Source organism: Variovorax saccharolyticus (assembly GCF_030316765.1).
GTDB lineage: Bacteria > Pseudomonadota > Gammaproteobacteria > Burkholderiales > Burkholderiaceae_C > Variovorax > Variovorax saccharolyticus.
Genome location: NZ_JASZYT010000005.1, coordinates 289933 through 306068, shown reverse-complemented (window position 1 = coordinate 306068; position 16136 = coordinate 289933). Strand labels below are relative to the sequence as shown.

The 16136-nt window shown below is 70.4% G+C and carries 13 protein-coding genes; 9 read left to right on the top strand and 4 right to left on the bottom strand.

Features of this window, described 5'->3' with window-relative positions; all coding sequences use genetic code 11:
- Positions 1-89 precede the first annotated feature (89 nt).
- A complete protein-coding gene (locus tag QTI45_RS17680) occupies positions 90-686 on the top strand; it encodes an NUDIX hydrolase (RefSeq protein WP_286655360.1) in 597 nt (198 codons plus the stop codon).
- 24 nt (positions 687-710) lie between these two features.
- On the opposite strand, the gene QTI45_RS17675 is transcribed toward QTI45_RS17680, so the two are convergent.
- Positions 711-1613, bottom strand: a complete 903-nt coding sequence (locus QTI45_RS17675) for a LysR family transcriptional regulator (RefSeq protein WP_286655359.1) — start codon at positions 1611-1613, stop codon at positions 711-713.
- A gap of 91 nt (positions 1614-1704) precedes the next feature.
- Here QTI45_RS17675 and QTI45_RS17670 point away from each other — a divergent pair, with 91 nt between their 5' ends.
- The 4 genes from QTI45_RS17670 to QTI45_RS17655 all read left to right on the top strand — a co-directional run bounded on the left by QTI45_RS17670 (position 1705) and on the right by QTI45_RS17655 (position 5564).
- A complete protein-coding gene (locus QTI45_RS17670) occupies positions 1705-2931 on the top strand; it encodes a CaiB/BaiF CoA transferase family protein (protein WP_286655358.1) in 1227 nt (408 codons plus the stop codon).
- Positions 2928-3914 carry a hydroxymethylglutaryl-CoA lyase gene (locus QTI45_RS17665; protein ID WP_286655357.1) on the top strand — a complete coding sequence of 329 codons (987 nt, stop codon included), beginning with the start codon at positions 2928-2930 and terminating at the stop codon, positions 3912-3914. Before QTI45_RS17670 ends, QTI45_RS17665 begins: the two co-directional genes overlap by 4 nt.
- Positions 3915-3968: 54 nt before the next feature.
- Positions 3969-4970, top strand: coding sequence for a Bug family tripartite tricarboxylate transporter substrate binding protein (locus QTI45_RS17660; protein ID WP_286370465.1), 1002 nt, complete (start codon positions 3969-3971; stop codon positions 4968-4970).
- Positions 4971-5060: 90 nt separating this feature from the next.
- Positions 5061-5564: a hypothetical protein gene (locus QTI45_RS17655; protein WP_286655356.1), complete on the top strand. Its 504-nt coding sequence runs from the start codon at positions 5061-5063 to the stop codon at positions 5562-5564.
- A 266-nt stretch (positions 5565-5830) separates the two neighbouring features.
- Here QTI45_RS17655 and QTI45_RS17650 read toward each other — a convergent pair whose 3' ends face one another.
- Together QTI45_RS17650 and QTI45_RS17645 are read right to left on the bottom strand one after the other, a co-directional pair.
- On the bottom strand, positions 5831-6388 hold the full coding sequence (locus tag QTI45_RS17650) for a hypothetical protein (protein ID WP_286655355.1): 558 nt from the start codon (positions 6386-6388) through the stop codon (positions 5831-5833).
- Between the two features lie 110 nt (positions 6389-6498).
- The gene (locus QTI45_RS17645; RefSeq protein WP_286655354.1) at positions 6499-7320 is read right to left on the bottom strand and encodes a Rossmann-fold NAD(P)-binding domain-containing protein; all 822 of its coding nucleotides are present in this window, start codon (positions 7318-7320) and stop codon (positions 6499-6501) included.
- A 138-nt stretch (positions 7321-7458) separates the two neighbouring features.
- Here QTI45_RS17645 and QTI45_RS17640 point away from each other — a divergent pair, with 138 nt between their 5' ends.
- From QTI45_RS17640 to QTI45_RS17625, 4 genes are read left to right on the top strand one after another with little or no spacing between them, the layout of a single operon-like run.
- Positions 7459-8433 (top strand): AraC family transcriptional regulator, encoded by a 975-nt coding sequence (locus tag QTI45_RS17640; RefSeq protein ID WP_286655353.1) that lies wholly within the window; start codon positions 7459-7461, stop codon positions 8431-8433.
- Entirely contained in the window at positions 8430-14243 is a 5814-nt protein-coding gene (locus QTI45_RS17635) for a GAF domain-containing protein (RefSeq protein WP_286655352.1), read from the top strand. Before QTI45_RS17640 ends, QTI45_RS17635 begins: the two co-directional genes overlap by 4 nt.
- A complete protein-coding gene (locus QTI45_RS17630; RefSeq protein WP_286655351.1) occupies positions 14240-14581 on the top strand; it encodes an Hpt domain-containing protein in 342 nt (113 codons plus the stop codon). The genes QTI45_RS17635 and QTI45_RS17630 overlap by 4 nt, the downstream gene beginning before the upstream one ends.
- A complete protein-coding gene (locus QTI45_RS17625; protein WP_286655350.1) occupies positions 14574-15614 on the top strand; it encodes an adenylate/guanylate cyclase domain-containing protein in 1041 nt (346 codons plus the stop codon). The genes QTI45_RS17630 and QTI45_RS17625 overlap by 8 nt, the downstream gene beginning before the upstream one ends.
- Here the strand turns inward: QTI45_RS17625 and QTI45_RS17620 are convergent.
- The gene (locus QTI45_RS17620; RefSeq protein WP_286655349.1) at positions 15611-16117 is read right to left on the bottom strand and encodes a C40 family peptidase; all 507 of its coding nucleotides are present in this window, start codon (positions 16115-16117) and stop codon (positions 15611-15613) included. The two genes, QTI45_RS17625 and QTI45_RS17620, sit on opposite strands and share 4 nt — an antisense overlap.
- Between the last annotated feature and the right edge of the window lie 19 nt (positions 16118-16136).

Genomic DNA, 16136 nt, shown 5'->3' with positions numbered 1-16136 from the left:
TGAAGCCCCAGGACCCCACCCCTCCGATGCAGTTGGACGACCCGCTCAGGCGGCGCATCTGCGCCGGCCTCGAACGCCAGCAGCGCCTGGTGCTGGCCGCGCCCGGGCTGCGGCCGGCGGCCGTCGCCCTCGTGCTGCTCGAAGAGGGGCCGGGCGCCGATCTCCCGGGCATCGCCCGGCCACCGTCCTGGAGCGACAGTCCGGCGATCCTGCTGACCCGCAGGTCCGAGGCGCTGCGCAATCACGCGGGGCAATGGGCACTTCCCGGCGGCACCATCGACCCGGGGGAAAGCGCCGAGGCAGCCGCGCTGCGCGAACTGCGCGAGGAGGTCGGGCTCGAACTCGGCATGGCGCAGGTGCTCGGCAAGCTCGACGACTTCACGACGCGATCGGGATTTGCCATCACGCCCGTGGTGATGTGGGCAGGCCCCGCGCGACGGCTGGTCGTCAACGATGCGGAAGTGGCGAGCATCCACCGCATTCCCGTGCGCGAGTTCATGCGCAGCGATGCGCCGATGCTCGATGCCATCGAAGACAGCGTGCATCCGGTCCTGCGGATGCCCGTGGGAAACACCTGGATCGCCGCCCCGACCGCGGCCTTTCTCTATCAGTTCCGCGAGCAGTGCATCGCCGGGCGCGACATCCGCGTGGCGCATTACGAACAACCGATGTTCGCGAGAAAGTGAAGCCCGCCCGCGCCGCGCTCCGCATCAAGCGCGGGCCACCGGCGCGCTCGCGCACAAGTGGTCGACCAGGCTGCGCGCCGCGGGCGACAGCGCCTCGAGCGAGCGCACGCAGACCACCAGCTGCCGCCGCACCCAGGGCTCGTCGAGCCCCACGGCGCGGATCGGGAGTGCCGCCAGGTAGAGGCGCGCGCTCTGCCGTGGCAGGATGCCGATGCCCATGCCAGCGGCCACCATCAAGGACATCGCGTCGTAGCCGCTGACCTGGATGCGCAGGCGCAGCGGCAGGCCGATCTCGGCCGCCGCCTTGTGCAGCTGGTTGTTGACCGCGCTGCCCGGATGGGCGCCGACGAACTCGTGCGCCAGTGCCTCTCGGAAGCCGACCTTCCGGCGCCGCGCCAGCGGATGCTCGCGCGGCACGATCAGCACCAGCTCGTCCTCCCGGTACGGCAGCATCGCGAGCGCCTCGCCGTAGGCGCCCGCGTTGAGGATGCCGATGTCGGCCGTGCTGTCGGCCACGGCGCGCGCGATGGCCGAGCTGATCCGCTCCTGCAGGTGCACCTGCACCAGCGGCGCGCTCGCCATGAAGCTGCGCAGGTCGTCGGGCAGGAACTGGGTGATGGCCGAGATGTTGGCGAACACCCGGACATGCCCGCGCAACCCGCTCGCGTAGCCGGCCATCTGCTCGGCGATGTCGTCCAGGCCGTTGAGCACGCCGCGCGCGAGCCCGAGCAGCGCATGCGCGGCCGCCGTGGCCTGCGCGCCCTTGTTGCTGCGCTGGAACAGCACCGCGTCGAGCGCATCCTCGAGTTCGCTGATGCGCTTGCTCACCGCGGCCGGGGCCAGGTGCTCGCGCAACGCGGCGCCCGCGATGGTGCCCTCCTCCATGACGGCGACGAACAGGCGCAGCGAGACGGGATCGAGTTTCATGGAGCCTATTGAACCACCATCGCGATCCGCGATGGCAGCCTCGCCAATGGCCGCTTTGCAGCCCGGCGGCGGCTGGCCATCATTCGTCCCCATGAACTCTGCTTCCAACCCCTCCTCCCAGCCCCCGGCCGCCGCGGCCCTCGCCGGCCTCAAGGTGGTCGAGATGGGCCAACTGATCGCCGGCCCCTTTTGCGGCAAGACGCTCGGCGAATTCGGCGCCGACGTGGTCAAGATCGAGGCGCCGGTCAGCGGCGACCCGCTGCGCAACTGGCGCCTGCTGCAAGACGGCACCTCCGTGTGGTGGCAGGTCCAGTCGCGCAACAAGCGCTCGGTGGCGATCGACCTGCGGGCGACCGAAGGCCAGGAACTCGCGCGCCGGCTGATCGCCGAGGCCGACGTGCTGATCGAGAACTTCCGCCCCGGCACGCTGGAGGGCTGGGGCCTGGGCTGGGACGAGCTGCGCGAGATCAACCCCGGCCTCGTGATGTTGCGCATCTCGGGCTACGGCCAGACCGGTCCCTACCGCGACCTGCCCGGCTTCGGCGCCATCGGCGAAGCCATGGGCGGCCTGCGCCACCTCACGGGCGAGCCCGGGCGGGTTCCGGTGCGCGTCGGCGTCTCCATCGGCGACACGCTGGCGGCGCTGCACGGCACCATCGGCGTGCTGCTGGCGCTCTACCACCGCAAGGCGCACGGCGGCCCCGGCCAGGTGATCGACGTCGCGCTGCACGAGGCGGTCTTCAACGTGATGGAAAGCCTGCTGCCCGAGTACAGCGCCTTCGGGGCGGTGCGCGAGGCGGCCGGCAGCGCGCTGCCGGGCATCGCGCCGTCCAATGCCTACCGCTGCGCCGACGGCTACGTGCTGGTGGCGGGCAACGGCGACAGCATCTTCCGCCGGCTCATGGAGGTGGTGGAACGGCCCGACCTGGCGACCGCGCCCGACCTGCAGAGCAACGCCGGCCGGGTGGCGCGGGTCGACGAACTCGACGCCGCCATCGGCGCCTGGACCCTGCCGCGCACTATCGACGAGGTGCTGCGCCTGCTCGGCGCCGCCAGGGTGCCGGCGGGCCGGGTCTACACCGCGAAGGACATCCACGAAGACCCGCACTACCGGGCGCGCGACATGATCCTGCGCCAGACCACGCGCGACGGCCACGAGGTCGACGTCCCCGGCATCGTGCCCAAGCTGTCGGGCACGCCGGGCAGCGTGCGCTCGTCGGCCCCGCGGCTCGGCGACGACACCGACGCCGTGCTGCGCGAAGCCGGCCTGACGAGCGAGCAGATCTCGCTGCTGCGCTCGAAAGGAGCCATCGCATGACGACCTCGAACAAGCCCTGGACCGGCGCGCGCCGCCGCATCCGGATGCAGGAAGTCGGCCCGCGCGACGGCCTGCAGATGGAATCGGCCTTCGTGCCCACTGCCGACAAGATCGCGCTGATCGATGCGCTGTCGGCGGCCGGCCTGGCCAAGATCGAGGCCACCGCCTTCGTCTCGCCGCAGGCCATCCCGGCGCTGCGCGACGCCGAGATCGTGCTGCGCGAGATCGAGCGCGCGCCGGGCGTGGTCTACACCTGCCTGGTGCCGAACCTGCGCGGCGCCGAGCGCGCGATCGAGGCCCGCGCCGACGAGCTCAACCTCGTGATGTCGTGCAGCGAGACCCACAACCTGGCCAACCTGCGGATGACGCGGACGCAGTCGTTCGCGGCGCTGTCCGGGGTGATCGCGCTGGCGCGGCAGGCCGGGGTGCCGATCAACGTGTCGCTCTCCTGTGTCTTCGGCTGCCCGATGGAGGGCGAGATCGACCCGGCGGTGGTGCTCGACTGGGCCGAGCGCTTCATGGCCGCCGGCGCCCGCGGCATCACCTTGTGCGACACCACTGGCATGGCCTTCCCGACCCAGGTCGCGCGGATGGTGCAGGCGTTTCGCGAACGGCTCCCGGCCGCCGAGCTGACCCTGCACTTCCACAACACGCGCGGCATGGGCCTGGCGAACGTGCTGGCCTCGCTGGACGCCGGCGCCGATCGCTTCGACGCCTCGCTCGGCGGCCTCGGCGGCTGTCCCTATGCGCCGGGCGCCAGCGGCAACGTCTGCACCGAGGAGATCGTGCACGCGCTCGAGTTGATGGACTTCGACACCGGCTGCGACCTGGCTCTGCTGCTGCAGGCCGCCGCGCGACTGCCGGCCCTGATCGGCCACGACATCCCGAGCCAGATCGCCAAGGCCGGCCGCCGCCTCGACCTGCATTCGCCGCCGCCGGATTTCGCGCTGTGGCGCGATCGCGCCCTGGCGCGCGGCGCCTGAACCGCTTCCCCGTTTATTCCCACCCTTTTCCCAGAACGACGACAGGAGACTTCGATGAAACCCGCGCATGACATCTCGCGCCGCAGGCTCGGCCTTGCGGCACTCGGCCTCGCCGCCCTCGGCATGGCGCCGGCCCTGCAGGCGCAGACGCCCGCCGGCTATCCGAGCCGGCCGGTCCTGATGCTGGTGCCCACGGCGGCCGGCGGCACCACCGACATCGCCGCGCGCATGCTCGGCGTGCCGCTCGGCGGCGCGCTCGGCCAGACCGTGGTGGTCGACAACAAGGGCGGGGCCAACGGCGCCATCGCCGCGGTGGCGGTGAAACGCGCCGAGCCTGACGGCTACACGCTGCTGATGCAGTATTCGGGCTATCACGTGATCACGCCGCTGGTCAGCAAGCAGGCAATGCAATGGGAGCCCAAGGACCTCGCGCCCGTGGCCAACGTGCTGTCGGCGCCGCAGATCGTGGTGGTCCGCGCCGACCTGCCCTTCAAGACCATGGCCGAGTTCGTCGCCTATGCCAAGGCGCATCCCGGCAAGATCAACTATGCGTCCTCGGGCAACGGCTCGCTGCAGCATGCGACCGGCGCGATGCTCGAGCAGCAGGCCGGCATCAAGCTGACCCACATCCCCTACAAAGGCACCGGCCCGGCGCTGCAGGACCTGCTGGGCGGCCAGGTCGACATCACCTTCGGCACCGCGCCGCCTTTCGTGCCGCACATCCAGTCGGGCAAGCTGCGGGTGCTGGCCACCACGGGCAAGACGCGCCTGGCCAGCATGCCCGAGGTGCCGACCACCGCCGAGGCCGGCCTGCCGAAGCTCGACGCCACCTCCTGGTTCGGTGTCTTCGCACCGGCGAAGACACCCAAGCCGATCATCGACAAGCTGACGGCCGAGATCGCCGCGGTGGTCTCCACGCCGGCCTTCAGGCAGAAGGCGCAGGAACAGGGCGCGACCGCCGACTATCTCAATCCGCAGCAGATGGACGCCATGGTGAAGTCGGAAACCGCACGCTGGGCGGAAGTCATCAAGGCGGCGCGCATCGAGGCGGATTGAGCGCCGCGGACGGGCGCGCGAGCGGCCGACCACGGCGCGGCGGCTCGTCCGACAGCCAACCGGCCGTGGGCGGCTCATACTGTAGTCACCATGCCCAGACTCGCCCTCCCGCGCCAAGCCGCGGCCGCCTTCGCCGTGCTGTGCGGCCTCCTGGCCGGCTGCGCCAGCGACCCGTCGCGGGTCCCGATCGGGGCCGGTCGCAGCGAGGTCCTCCAGCAACTGGGGCAGCCGACCGCCATCTATCCGTTCGCCGGCGGAGAACGGCTGCAATACTCCCAGGGCCCGATGGGATTCCAGGTCAGCAACGTCGATCTCGATGCCTCGGGACGGGTTCGCTCGGTGCGGCAGGAGCTCGACGAAGGTCTTTTCGGCAGCACCATCCGGCCCGGCGAATGGCGCGTGCCCGACGTTCTGTTCACCTACGGGCCGCCCTACGAGACGAGCCGCGTGACCTCCTTCAACGGCTCCGTCTGGTCATGGCGCTACCTGCACATCAACAACCGCCGCTTTCTCTACATCTACGTGGATCCGACGGGCCGGGTCGAGCACTACAACGTCGGCGACGACCTGATGTACGACCGCCGGCGCTGGTAGAGGGCCTGTTCACCCTACTTCCGGGGTCGCGAAGGTATGCCAGGGTGGGCCAATCAAGGCGCGCGACGCTGCATGTGCGTTGGCACATGCAAGGAGTGCAACGCTGAGTGGCACACCCTGGCATACCTTCCCTTCGGGTTGCCGAGCCAAGGGGCCGTCTGCGGCGTTGCCCGCGCTTTCAAGGCGAAAGCCTTGCTGCGCGCGGGCGCCTTGCATCCAGCCCCTTGGCTCGACAACGCGATCCCCGGAAGTAGGGTGAACAAGCCCTAAACCCGCCCGGTCACGGTGACGGTGTACGGCAGGACGCTCGCGGCGCTCACCGGGTACTCGACGGCGCAACTGCTGTCGCTGCAGAACCTGATCTTCAGGACCCCTTCGTGCACGCCCTCGCTCAGCCCCCCGCTCAGGGCCGGCATGAAGGGCGGTGCGGCGACGAAGACGTTGCCCCCCGCGCCGAAGAGCGGGTGCGGCCCGGGCTCGAGGATGCCCGCTTCGTCCACCAGAAAGACAGTCAGCGGCGCGCTCGGCAGGTTCGAGGCGAAGGCGGTGATCGAAACGATGGCCGCGCCCGACTGGGAAGCCACGGCCAGCGACGTGACGATCGACGCCGGATCGAAGCGGACCTCGATCGGTGCCGGCTCCGTCGGCTTGGCGTTGGCGTTGTCGAAGGTCTGGGACACGGTGGCGGTGCTGTTTCCCGTGCCCCCGCTTCCCTCGACTGCAGCCACCAGGATGGCCGGCGAGCCGCCACTGCCGCCGCCACCGCACGCAACCAATGCGAGCCCGAACATGAGGGGCATGCAGCCACCCAGGAAGCGCTTCATGACGGTCCCTTCAGCGTGGTTTCCGCGATTCGGCAGAACGGCGAGCCGCTCTCCGGGGCTTTCGTAAAAATAGGCAATGTGACGTTGAATTGCAACCCTGAGCTTGCTTTTCAGCCCCAGGCACCGCTGGCCGCGGTCGCGCGCACGTAGTCCGTGAAATCCTTCGGCGGCCGCCCCAGCGCGCGCTGCACGCCGTCCGCGGTCGACGCATTGCGCCCGTCCAGCACTTCCGAGAAGAGATAGCGGATCAGCGCGACGAGTTCGGGCGGCAGTCGTTCCCGCTGCAGCGCCTCTGCATAGGCGTCCATTGGCACCTGGGCGAATTCGATCCGGCGACCGGTCGCGCGGCCGATCTCGGCGACCGCCTCTGCGAAGGTCCACAGCCGCGGGCCGGTCAGCTCGTAGAGCTGACCCGCGTGGCCCGCTTCGGTCAGCGCCGCGACCGCGACATCGGCGATGTCGTCCGCATCCACGAAAGGCTCGCCCACGGCACCTACCGGCAGGGCGACGACCCCGGCGCGCACCGGCTCCAGCAGGTGGCTCTCGCTGAAGTTCTGGCTGAACCAGCTGGCACGCACCACGGTCCAGTCGGCGCCGGCCGCGCGCACGATGTCTTCGCAGTGCCGGGCCTCGGCCTCGCCGCGGCCCGACAGCAGAACCAGCCGCCCGACGCCGCCTTGCACCGCCAGTTCCGTGAAGGCCCGGATCGCCGCCGACGCGCCCGGCACCGCCAGGTCGGGGTAGAAGGCGATGTAGACGGCGTCCACGCCGTCCAGGACCGCCGGCCAGGTCCTGGCGTCGTTCCAGTCGAAGCCCGGCTGCGCGCCGCGCGAGCCGATGCGCAGCTCGAACCCACGGGCCCGGAGCCCCTGCGCCACGCGGCGACCGGACTTGCCGGTGCCGCCCAGAACCAGTTTCAATCCTTGCTTCACGAACATCTCCTCGGGGGGTGGAACATGTCTGCGATGGTGGCCGGACAGGCGCCGTCCGCCTTTGCAGTCTGTCGCTGGTTCATGCCCGATCGTCCAGAACGGTGGACGTCCCGCCACCTGCGCGGAGATACTCCGGCCATGCTCGAATCCATGACTCCGGTCGATCCGCTGGGCGAGGCGCTGCACTTCCTGCGCATGAGCGGCACCTTCTATTGCCGCTCCGAACTCACGGCGCCCTGGACGGTCGCGCTGCCGGCCATGGAGAACTGCCTGATGCTGCACGTCGTGACCTCGGGCGAATGCCGGCTCGAGGTCGGCGAGTCGGCCCCCTTGCTGCTGCGCACCGGCGACCTTGCACTGGTGCCGCATGGCGAAGGCCACCGCATGGGCTGCGGCGCGGGCGCCCTGCCGGTCCAGCTGTTCGACCTGCCGCGCGAGCTCGTCAAGGACCGCTACGAGATCCTGCGCTATGGCGGCGGTGGCGCGCCGACCACGATGATCTGCGGCGCGGTGCGCTTCGACGACGCCGCGGCGCAGCGCCTGCTGGAAGCCCTGCCGCGCGTGATCCGCGTCGACGCCTGGGAATCGCCCGAGAAGGAATGGCTGCAGAGCACACTGCGGCTGATCGTCTCCGAGGCCCAGGAACTGCGCGCCGGCGGCGAGACGATCATCACGCGGCTGGCCGACATCCTGGTGGTCCAGGCGATCCGGTCGTGGATCGCGAGCGACCCGGCCGCGCAGACCGGCTGGCTGGGCGCCCTGCGGGACCGGCAGATCGGCCGCGCCATCGCGCTGATCCATCGCGACCCGTCCCGGCACTGGACGGTCGAACTGCTGGCGCGCCAGGTCGGCATGTCGCGTTCGGCCTTCGCGGCCCGCTTCACGCAGCGGGTCGGCGAACCCGCCATGCAGTACGTGGCGCGCTGGAAGATGCACGCCGCCGAGGCTTGGCTGAAGGACGAGGCGACCCCGCTGTCGGAACTCGCGAGTCGGGTCGGCTACGAGTCGGAGGCCGCGTTCAGCCGCGCCTTCAAGCGTTTCGCGGGCGTCTCGCCGGGATCGGTGCGGCGCAGCTCGTTCCGCGAGATCCGGATCAAGCCGGCCCTCCAATGACGACCCGCCCCGATCCGGCTCCCGGTCCCGGCTCGCCCGCCACGGAGCCTGCCGATCCGCGCCTGTGGCTGGAGGAAGTCGAGGGCGCCGACGCGCTGGCCTGGGTGCGCGAGCGCAATGCCCGGACCCTGCAGACCCTCGGCGCGACGGAAGAATTCGCGCGCACCCGAGCCGCGGTGCAGGCGGTTCTCGATTCCGACGCCAGGATCGCCGAAGTCTCCAGGCTGGGCGACTTCTACTACAACTTCTGGCGCGACGCCGAGCACAAGATGGGCCTCTGGCGACGCACCACGCTCGAGCAGTACCGGCGCGACGAACCGGCATGGGAGACGGTGCTCGACCTCGACGCCCTCGCCGCCGCCGAGGGCGTGCACTGGGTCTGGCACGGGGCCAGCGTGCTGCGCCCGGGCTTCCGCAAGGCCCTCGTGAGCCTCTCTCCGGGCGGCTCCGATGCCGATGTGACGCGGGAGTTCGACCTCGTGACCAAGGCCTTCGTGGCGCCCGCGCAATGCGGCTTCCACCGGCCCGAATCCAAGGGCGGCCTGGCCTGGATCGACGACGACACCGTGTATGCGTTCACGACCCTCGGCGACGCGGCGTCGACCACTTCGGGCTACCCCCGCGTCGCCCGGCGCTGGGCGCGCGGCACGCCCCTCGAATCCGCGCCGGCGGTGTACGAAGGCCTGGCCGACGACATGTACATCTCGGCCTGGCGGACGCACACGCCCGGTTTCGAGCGCGACTTCGTGTCGCGGTCCCTCGCCTTCTACAGTTCCGAACTGTTCCTGCTGTCCGAAGGCGGCCAGCTGCTGAAGGTCGATCTGCCGCTCTCCGCCCAGCCGAGCATCCAGCGCGAATGGCTGCTGGTCGAGCTGCGCGAGGCCTGGCAGGTCGGCGGCCGTAGCCATGCGGCGGGCTCGCTGCTGGCGATGCAGTTCGACCGCTTCATGGGCGGCGAACGCGACTTCGAAGTCCTCTTCGAACCGGGACTGACGCGATCGCTGGACGCCACGACCTGGACCCGCAGCCACCTGGTGCTCAACGTGCTCGACGACGTCAAGAACCGCCTGCACGTCCTGACCCCGCCGGCGAGCGGCAGCGGGCCCTGGAGCCGCAGCGAATTCGTCGGCGCCCCGGAGATCGGCAGCGTGCATGCCTGGGCGGTCGACCGCGACGCCAGCGACGAGGTCTGGCTCAGCACTACCGACTACCTCAGGCCCTCGACCCTTTCGCTGGCCACCGTGGGCCGGCCGCCCGAGCTCTTGAAGGCCATGCCGGCCTTCTTCGATGCCACCGGGCTGGTGGTCGAGCAGCACTTCGCCACCTCCGACGACGGCACCCGCGTGCCCTACTTCATGGTGCGCCGGGCCGGGCTCACGCTCGACGGCAGCACGCCGACCCTGCTCTACGGCTACGGCGGCTTCGAGGTCTCGCTGACCCCCGGCTACTCGGGCGCGCTCGGGCGGGCCTGGCTGGACCGGGGCGGCGCGTACGTGGTGGCCAACATCCGCGGCGGCGGCGAATACGGGCCGCGCTGGCACCAGGCCGCCCTCAAGCAGAACCGCCATCGCGCCTACGAAGATTTTTCGTCCGTGGCGAAGGACCTGGTGGCGCGCGGAATCACCTCGCCGAGGCATCTCGGCGCGCAGGGCGGATCCAACGGCGGGCTGCTCGCCGGCATGATGCTGACCCGCTACCCGGCGCTCTTCGGCGCGGTGGTGATCGAGGTCCCGCTGCTGGACATGCGGCGCTACTCGCACCTGCTGGCCGGGGCCTCCTGGATGGCGGAGTACGGCGACCCCGACGACCCCGCGCAATGGGAATTCATCCGCGGCTTCTCGCCCTACCACCTGTTCGACCCCGACGGCGACTACCCGCCGGTGCTGTTCACCACCTCGACCCGCGACGACCGCGTCCACCCGGCCCACGCACGCAAGATGGCCGCGGCGATGATCGAGGCCGGCAAGGACGTGAGCTACTACGAGAACATCGAGGGCGGCCACGGGGGCGCCGCGAACAACGAGCAGGCGGCGATGATGCAGGCGCTGGCGTATCGGTTTCTGTGGGAGCGGCTGGGGCCTGCGCCCGCCTCCGCCCAGACGCTGACGCCCGAAGACGACCTGCGCGCCCGGCTCGCCGAGCGCGATGCCGAGCTGGCGCAACGCTCGAGCGAGCTGGCGCTGATCAACAGCATCCAGCAGGGCATGGCGGCGCGGATGGAATTCCGGGCCATCATCCAGCTGGTGGGCGACAAGCTGCGCGAGGTGTTCGACTCCGGCGACGTGAACATCATCTGGTGGGACGACAAGACCCAGCTGGTCCAGGCGTTCTACCGCTACGAACACAACCGCCCGCTGCCGCTGCCTCCGGCACGGCCGCTGAAACCGGGCGAACCGCTGGAGCGGCTGCTCCTCACCCGGGAGACCGGCGTGGCCAACACGCGCGAGGAGCAGACTCTCGCCGGCCTCTCGCCGGCACCCGGCACCGATTGGGCGCTCTCGATCGCCGCGGTGCCGATCATCGGGAGCAACCGCGTGCTCGGCGTCATCGGCCTGCAGGACCACGAGCGCGAGTACGCCTTCGGCAGCCACCAGGTCCGCCTGCTCGAAACCGTGGCGGCCAGCATGGGCGTGGCCCTGGAGAATGCGCGGCTGTTCGAGGAGACGCAGGACGCGCTCGAGCGCCAGACCGCGACCTCGGAGGTGCTGCGGATCATCAGCGGCTCGCCGACCGACGTCCAGCCGGTGCTCGACACGGTGGCCGAGCGCGCCGGCCTGCTGTGCCGCGCCGAAGGCAGCCGGGTCTGGCTGGCGTTCGGCGACCGGCTGCGGGCGATGACCAGCTACGGCCCCGCCTACGGCCCCGAGTCGGTCGGCGCCGAGTTGCCGCTGCGCGCGGGTTCGGTCGCCGGCCGCGCCTTCCTGGAGCGCCGCTGCGTGCATGTGGACGATGTCGTGCCCCTGCTCGACACTGAGTATCCGGACGTGCGCGAACTCCAGGCCCGCAACGGCTTTCGCACGGTGCTCGCCGTGCCCATGCTGCGCGATGGCCAGTCGATCGGCGTGATCGCGGTGCTGCGCAACCAGGTGCGGCCCTTCGCGCCGGCCGAGATCGCGCTGGTCCAGACCTTCGCCGACCAGGCGGTGATCGCGATCGAGAACGTCCGCCTCTTCAACGAGACCCGCGAGGCCCTGGAGCAGCAGACCGCGATCGCCGAGATCCTGCGCGTCATCAGCCGCTCGCCCACCGAGACCCAGCCCGTGTTCGACGCCATCGTCGAAGCCTGCCAGCGCCTCTTCGATGGCCGCGCCGTCGCCTTCTGCGTGGCGCGCGACGGCATGATCGAGACCGCGGCCTTCGCCGACGACGGCACGCGCGGCGGGCGCGAAGGCGGTTTCCTGAACCCCTGGCCACTGGATCGCGGCAGCGCGGCCGGCGCCAGCATGCTGGACGCCCGCACGATCAACGTGCCCGACACCCGGATCGCCCTCGCCGAATTCCCCCGCATGAAAGACCTGGCGCTGGCGCTGGGCTACCGGTCGGGCCTGTTCGTTCCGCTGGTCAAGGAGCAGCGCGCGATCGGCTCGATCGCCATCCTGCGCAACACGGTGGGCGCCTTCAGCGAGCAGGAGACCCAGCTGGCGCGGACCTTCGCGGACCAGGCCGTGATCGCCATCGAGAACACGCGGCTCTTCAACGAGACGCGCGAGGCGCTGGAGCAGCAGACCGCCACCGCCGACGTGCTGCAGGTCATCAGCGGTTCGATGGAAGACGCGCAGCCCGTGTTCGACAAGATCCTCGAGAGTTGCCAGCGGCTGTTCTCTGGCTCCCAGATGGGGATCTCGCTGATCGGCAGCGACGGCATGGTGCACCTGGGCGCCCACCGGGGCTCGGCCCGCGCCCTGCTCGAGCGCTACTACCCGCGGCCGATCGATCGCACGCCCTTCGGACTCGCCGCCGGCGGGCTAGCTTTTCTTCACATCCCCGACACGCTCGCCGCGCCGTCGCTGCCGGCGTTCATGCGCCAGATGGCCGAGCAGGTCGGCAGCTACGCGATCATGGTGGCGCCGCTGATGTGGGAAGGCCGCAGCATCGGCTCGATCCATGTGACCCGGCAGCCGCCGGGGCCCTTCGACGGCAAGGAGATCAAGCTGCTCAAGACCTTCGCCGACCAGGCCGTGGTCGCGATCCAGAACGCGCGGATGTTTGCCGAGACCAAGGAGGCGCGCGCCGCCGCCGAGGCCGCCAACGAAGCCAAGAGCGCCTTCCTGGCGACCATGAGCCACGAGATCCGCACCCCGATGAACGCGGTGATCGGCATGAGCGGCCTGCTGCTGGACACGCCGCTCGACGCCGAGCAGCAGGACTTCGTCTCGACCATCCGCGATTCGGGCGACGCGCTGCTGACCATCATCAACGACATCCTCGACTACTCGAAGATCGAGGCCGGCCGCATGGACATCGAGTCGCATCCCTTCGACCTGCGCGACTGCGTGGAGTCGGCGCTCGACCTGATCAGCACGCGGGCCACCGAGAAGCACCTCGACATCGCCTACGTCTTCGAGGGCGAGGTGCCGCCCGCGGTGTGCGGCGACCTGCCGCGGCTGCGGCAGATCCTGCTGAACCTGCTGAGCAACGCCGTGAAGTTCACCGAGGCCGGCGAGGTGGTGCTGACGGTCAGTGCGCAAGCCGGTCCCACGGGCAAGGCGACCCTCGGTTTCGCGGTCCGCGACACCGGCATCGGGCTGTCGCCGCAGGGCATGGGACGGCTGTTCCAGTCGTTCTCGCAGGCCGACTCCAGCACCACCCGCAAGTACGGCGGCACTGGCCTGGGCCTGGTGATCAGCAAGCGGCTGGCCGAATTGATGGGCGGCCGCATGTGGGTCGAGAGCGGCGGCCCGGGCATGGGATCGACCTTCTTCTTCACGATCGAGGCGCCGCCGGCGCAGCTGCCGCCGAGCCGGCAGCGGGACTACGCCGGCGTGCAGCTCGAACTGCGGGGCAAGCGCCTGCTGATCGTCGACGACAACGCCACCAACCGGCGCGTGCTCACGCTCCAGGCCGACCGCTGGGGCATGGAATCGCGCGACACCGAATCGCCGGCCGAGGCCTTGCAGTGGCTGGCCCGGGGCGAGCGCTTCGATCTCGCGATCCTCGACATGCACATGCCCGGGATGGACGGCATCGAGCTGGCGCGGCGCATCCGTGCGGCGCAGCCCGCCCTGCCGCTGGTGCTCTTCAGCTCGCTCGGACGGCGCGAGGCCGGCGACGCCGAGTCGCTGTTCGACGCCTTCCTGGCCAAGCCGATCCGGCAGTCGCACCTGTTCGACACCCTGTCCAGCCTGCTGGCGCACGATGCGGCCGCAAAGCCGGCCAGCGGCCCCGCGGCCAAGCCGCAGATCGACCCGACGATGGCGGCGCGGCATCCGCTGCGCATCCTGCTGGCCGAGGACAACGCCGTGAACCAGAAGCTCGCGCTGCGCCTGCTGCAACAGATGGGCTACCGCGCCGACCTCGCCTCCAACGGCATCGAGGCGGTCGAGTCGGTGCAGCGCCAGACCTACGACGTGGTGCTGATGGACGTGCAGATGCCCGAGCTCGACGGGCTCGACGCCACCCGGCAGATCTGCGAGCTGCTGCAGGCACCGCAGCGGCCCCGCATCGTGGCGATGACGGCCAACGCGATGCAGGGCGACCGCGAGATGTGCATGGACGCCGGCATGGACGACTACCTGACCAAGCCGATCCGGGTCGACCGGCTGGTAGAGGCACTGACAAGCGTGCCGGCACGAAAGGACCGAGTGACATGAGCGACACGACGATCGACCGGGCGACCTACGCGGAACTGCAGGACACCGCGGGCGCCGACTTCGTGAAGGAGCTGGTGCAGACCTTCCTGGAGGAAGCTCCGCCGCTGCTCAAGGCGATGCGGGATGCGCTCGCCACCGGCGATGCCGACGCCTTCCGCCGCGCCGCGCATTCGCTGAAATCGAACAGCCTCACCTTCGGCGCGCTGGCACTGGGCGCCATGGCGCGCGAGCAGGAGCTGGGAGGCTTCGAGGCGGCCCGGCGGCCGGGTGCGCTCGCGGCGCTCGAGGCGGAATACGGGCGAGCGGCCGAAGCGCTCGAGGAGCTGAGCCGTGGCTGAGCCCCAAGCCCCGCTCACGCGCCTGCTGGTGGCCGACGACAGCAAGGTCAACCGCCAGCTGCTGGCCCACAGCCTCGAGCTGCAGGGCCACAGCGTCGAGTGTGCCGAGAACGGGCGGGTCGCCCTCGAGCTGCTGCGGCGCGACACCTTCGACCTGCTGCTGCTCGACATCGAGATGCCCGAGATGGACGGCTTCCAGGTGCTGGAGCAGCTCACCGGAACGCCGCAGCTGCGCGATCTCCCGGTCATCGTGACCTCGTCGCTCGAAGGCATGGCCAACATCGTGCGCTGCATCGAACTCGGCGCCGAGGACTATCTTCACAAGCCGGTCAATGCGGTGCTGCTGAAGGCGCGCATCGGCGCCAGCCTCGAGAAGAAGCGCCTGCGCGACCAGCAAAAGGAACTGGTGCGGCGCTTCGCCACCTCCGAGGTGGCCCAGGATCTCGAGCAGTCCGGCTTCGCGCTCGGCGGACGGAACCTGCGGGGCACCGTGATGTTCTCCGACATCCGCGGCTTCACCGCGCTGGTCGAGTCGCAGCCGCCCCAGGAAACGATCGAGCTGCTGAACACCTACTACGCGCTGATGTTCGAAGCCATCAACAGCCATGGCGGCGTGGTCAACCAGATGATCGGCGATGGCCTGATGGCCATCTTCGGTGCCCCGCTGCCGCTGTCAGATCACGGCGCCGCCGCGGTCCGCGCGGCGCTCGGCATGGTCGAGATGGTCGAACGCCTGAATGCCGAGCGCAGCGGGCTGGGCAAGGCGTCGATCCGCATCGGCGTGGGCATCGCCACCGGCGAGATGGTGGCCGGCTACACCGGCACGCGGCAGCGCGCGACCTACACCTGCATCGGCGACACGGTGAACCTCGCCGCCCGGCTCGAGGAGCACACCAAGACGGCGCAGCGCACGATCCTGATCGACCCGGCGACCTGCGTCTCGCTCGGCGGCCGCATCCCGGTCGAGCTGCTGGGGCCGGTGGCGCTGCGCGGCAAGGCGCTGCCGGTCGAGGTGTACGCGGTCGTCAGCTAGAGCCGGCGCGCCTGGGTCGGCTGGCGCGACCAGTAGACGCCGTCGAGGCGATCGAGACGAACCTCGCCGCCGGTCGAAGGCGCATGCACGAAGCGCCCGGCGCCGACATAGATGCCGGCATGCGACGGCGTCGAGGCACCGAAGATCACCAGGTCGCCCGACCGGATCTCGGACAGCGCCACCGGACGGCCGGCACCCGCCATGCGCGCCACCGTGCGCGGCGTCGCCTGCCCCGCGCTCTTGCCATACACGTAGCCGATGAGCCCGCTGCAGTCGAAGCCGCCCTCGGGGGTGTTGCCGCCATAGCGGTACGGCGTGCCGACCAGGCCCAGCGCATGGATCGCGACATCGTTCGACTGCTCGGCCGACAGCGTGCCCGCGCCGCTGGCCGGCAGCGGGGACGGCGGGCTCGCGCAGCCGAGGGCGAGCAGACAGGCGACCATGCTCAGCAGTCTCGGCAGCTGCTTCGGCAAAAGTCTCTTGTGGGTAGTGCCGTCGGTCATGGTCTTGAGCCTGGAAGCG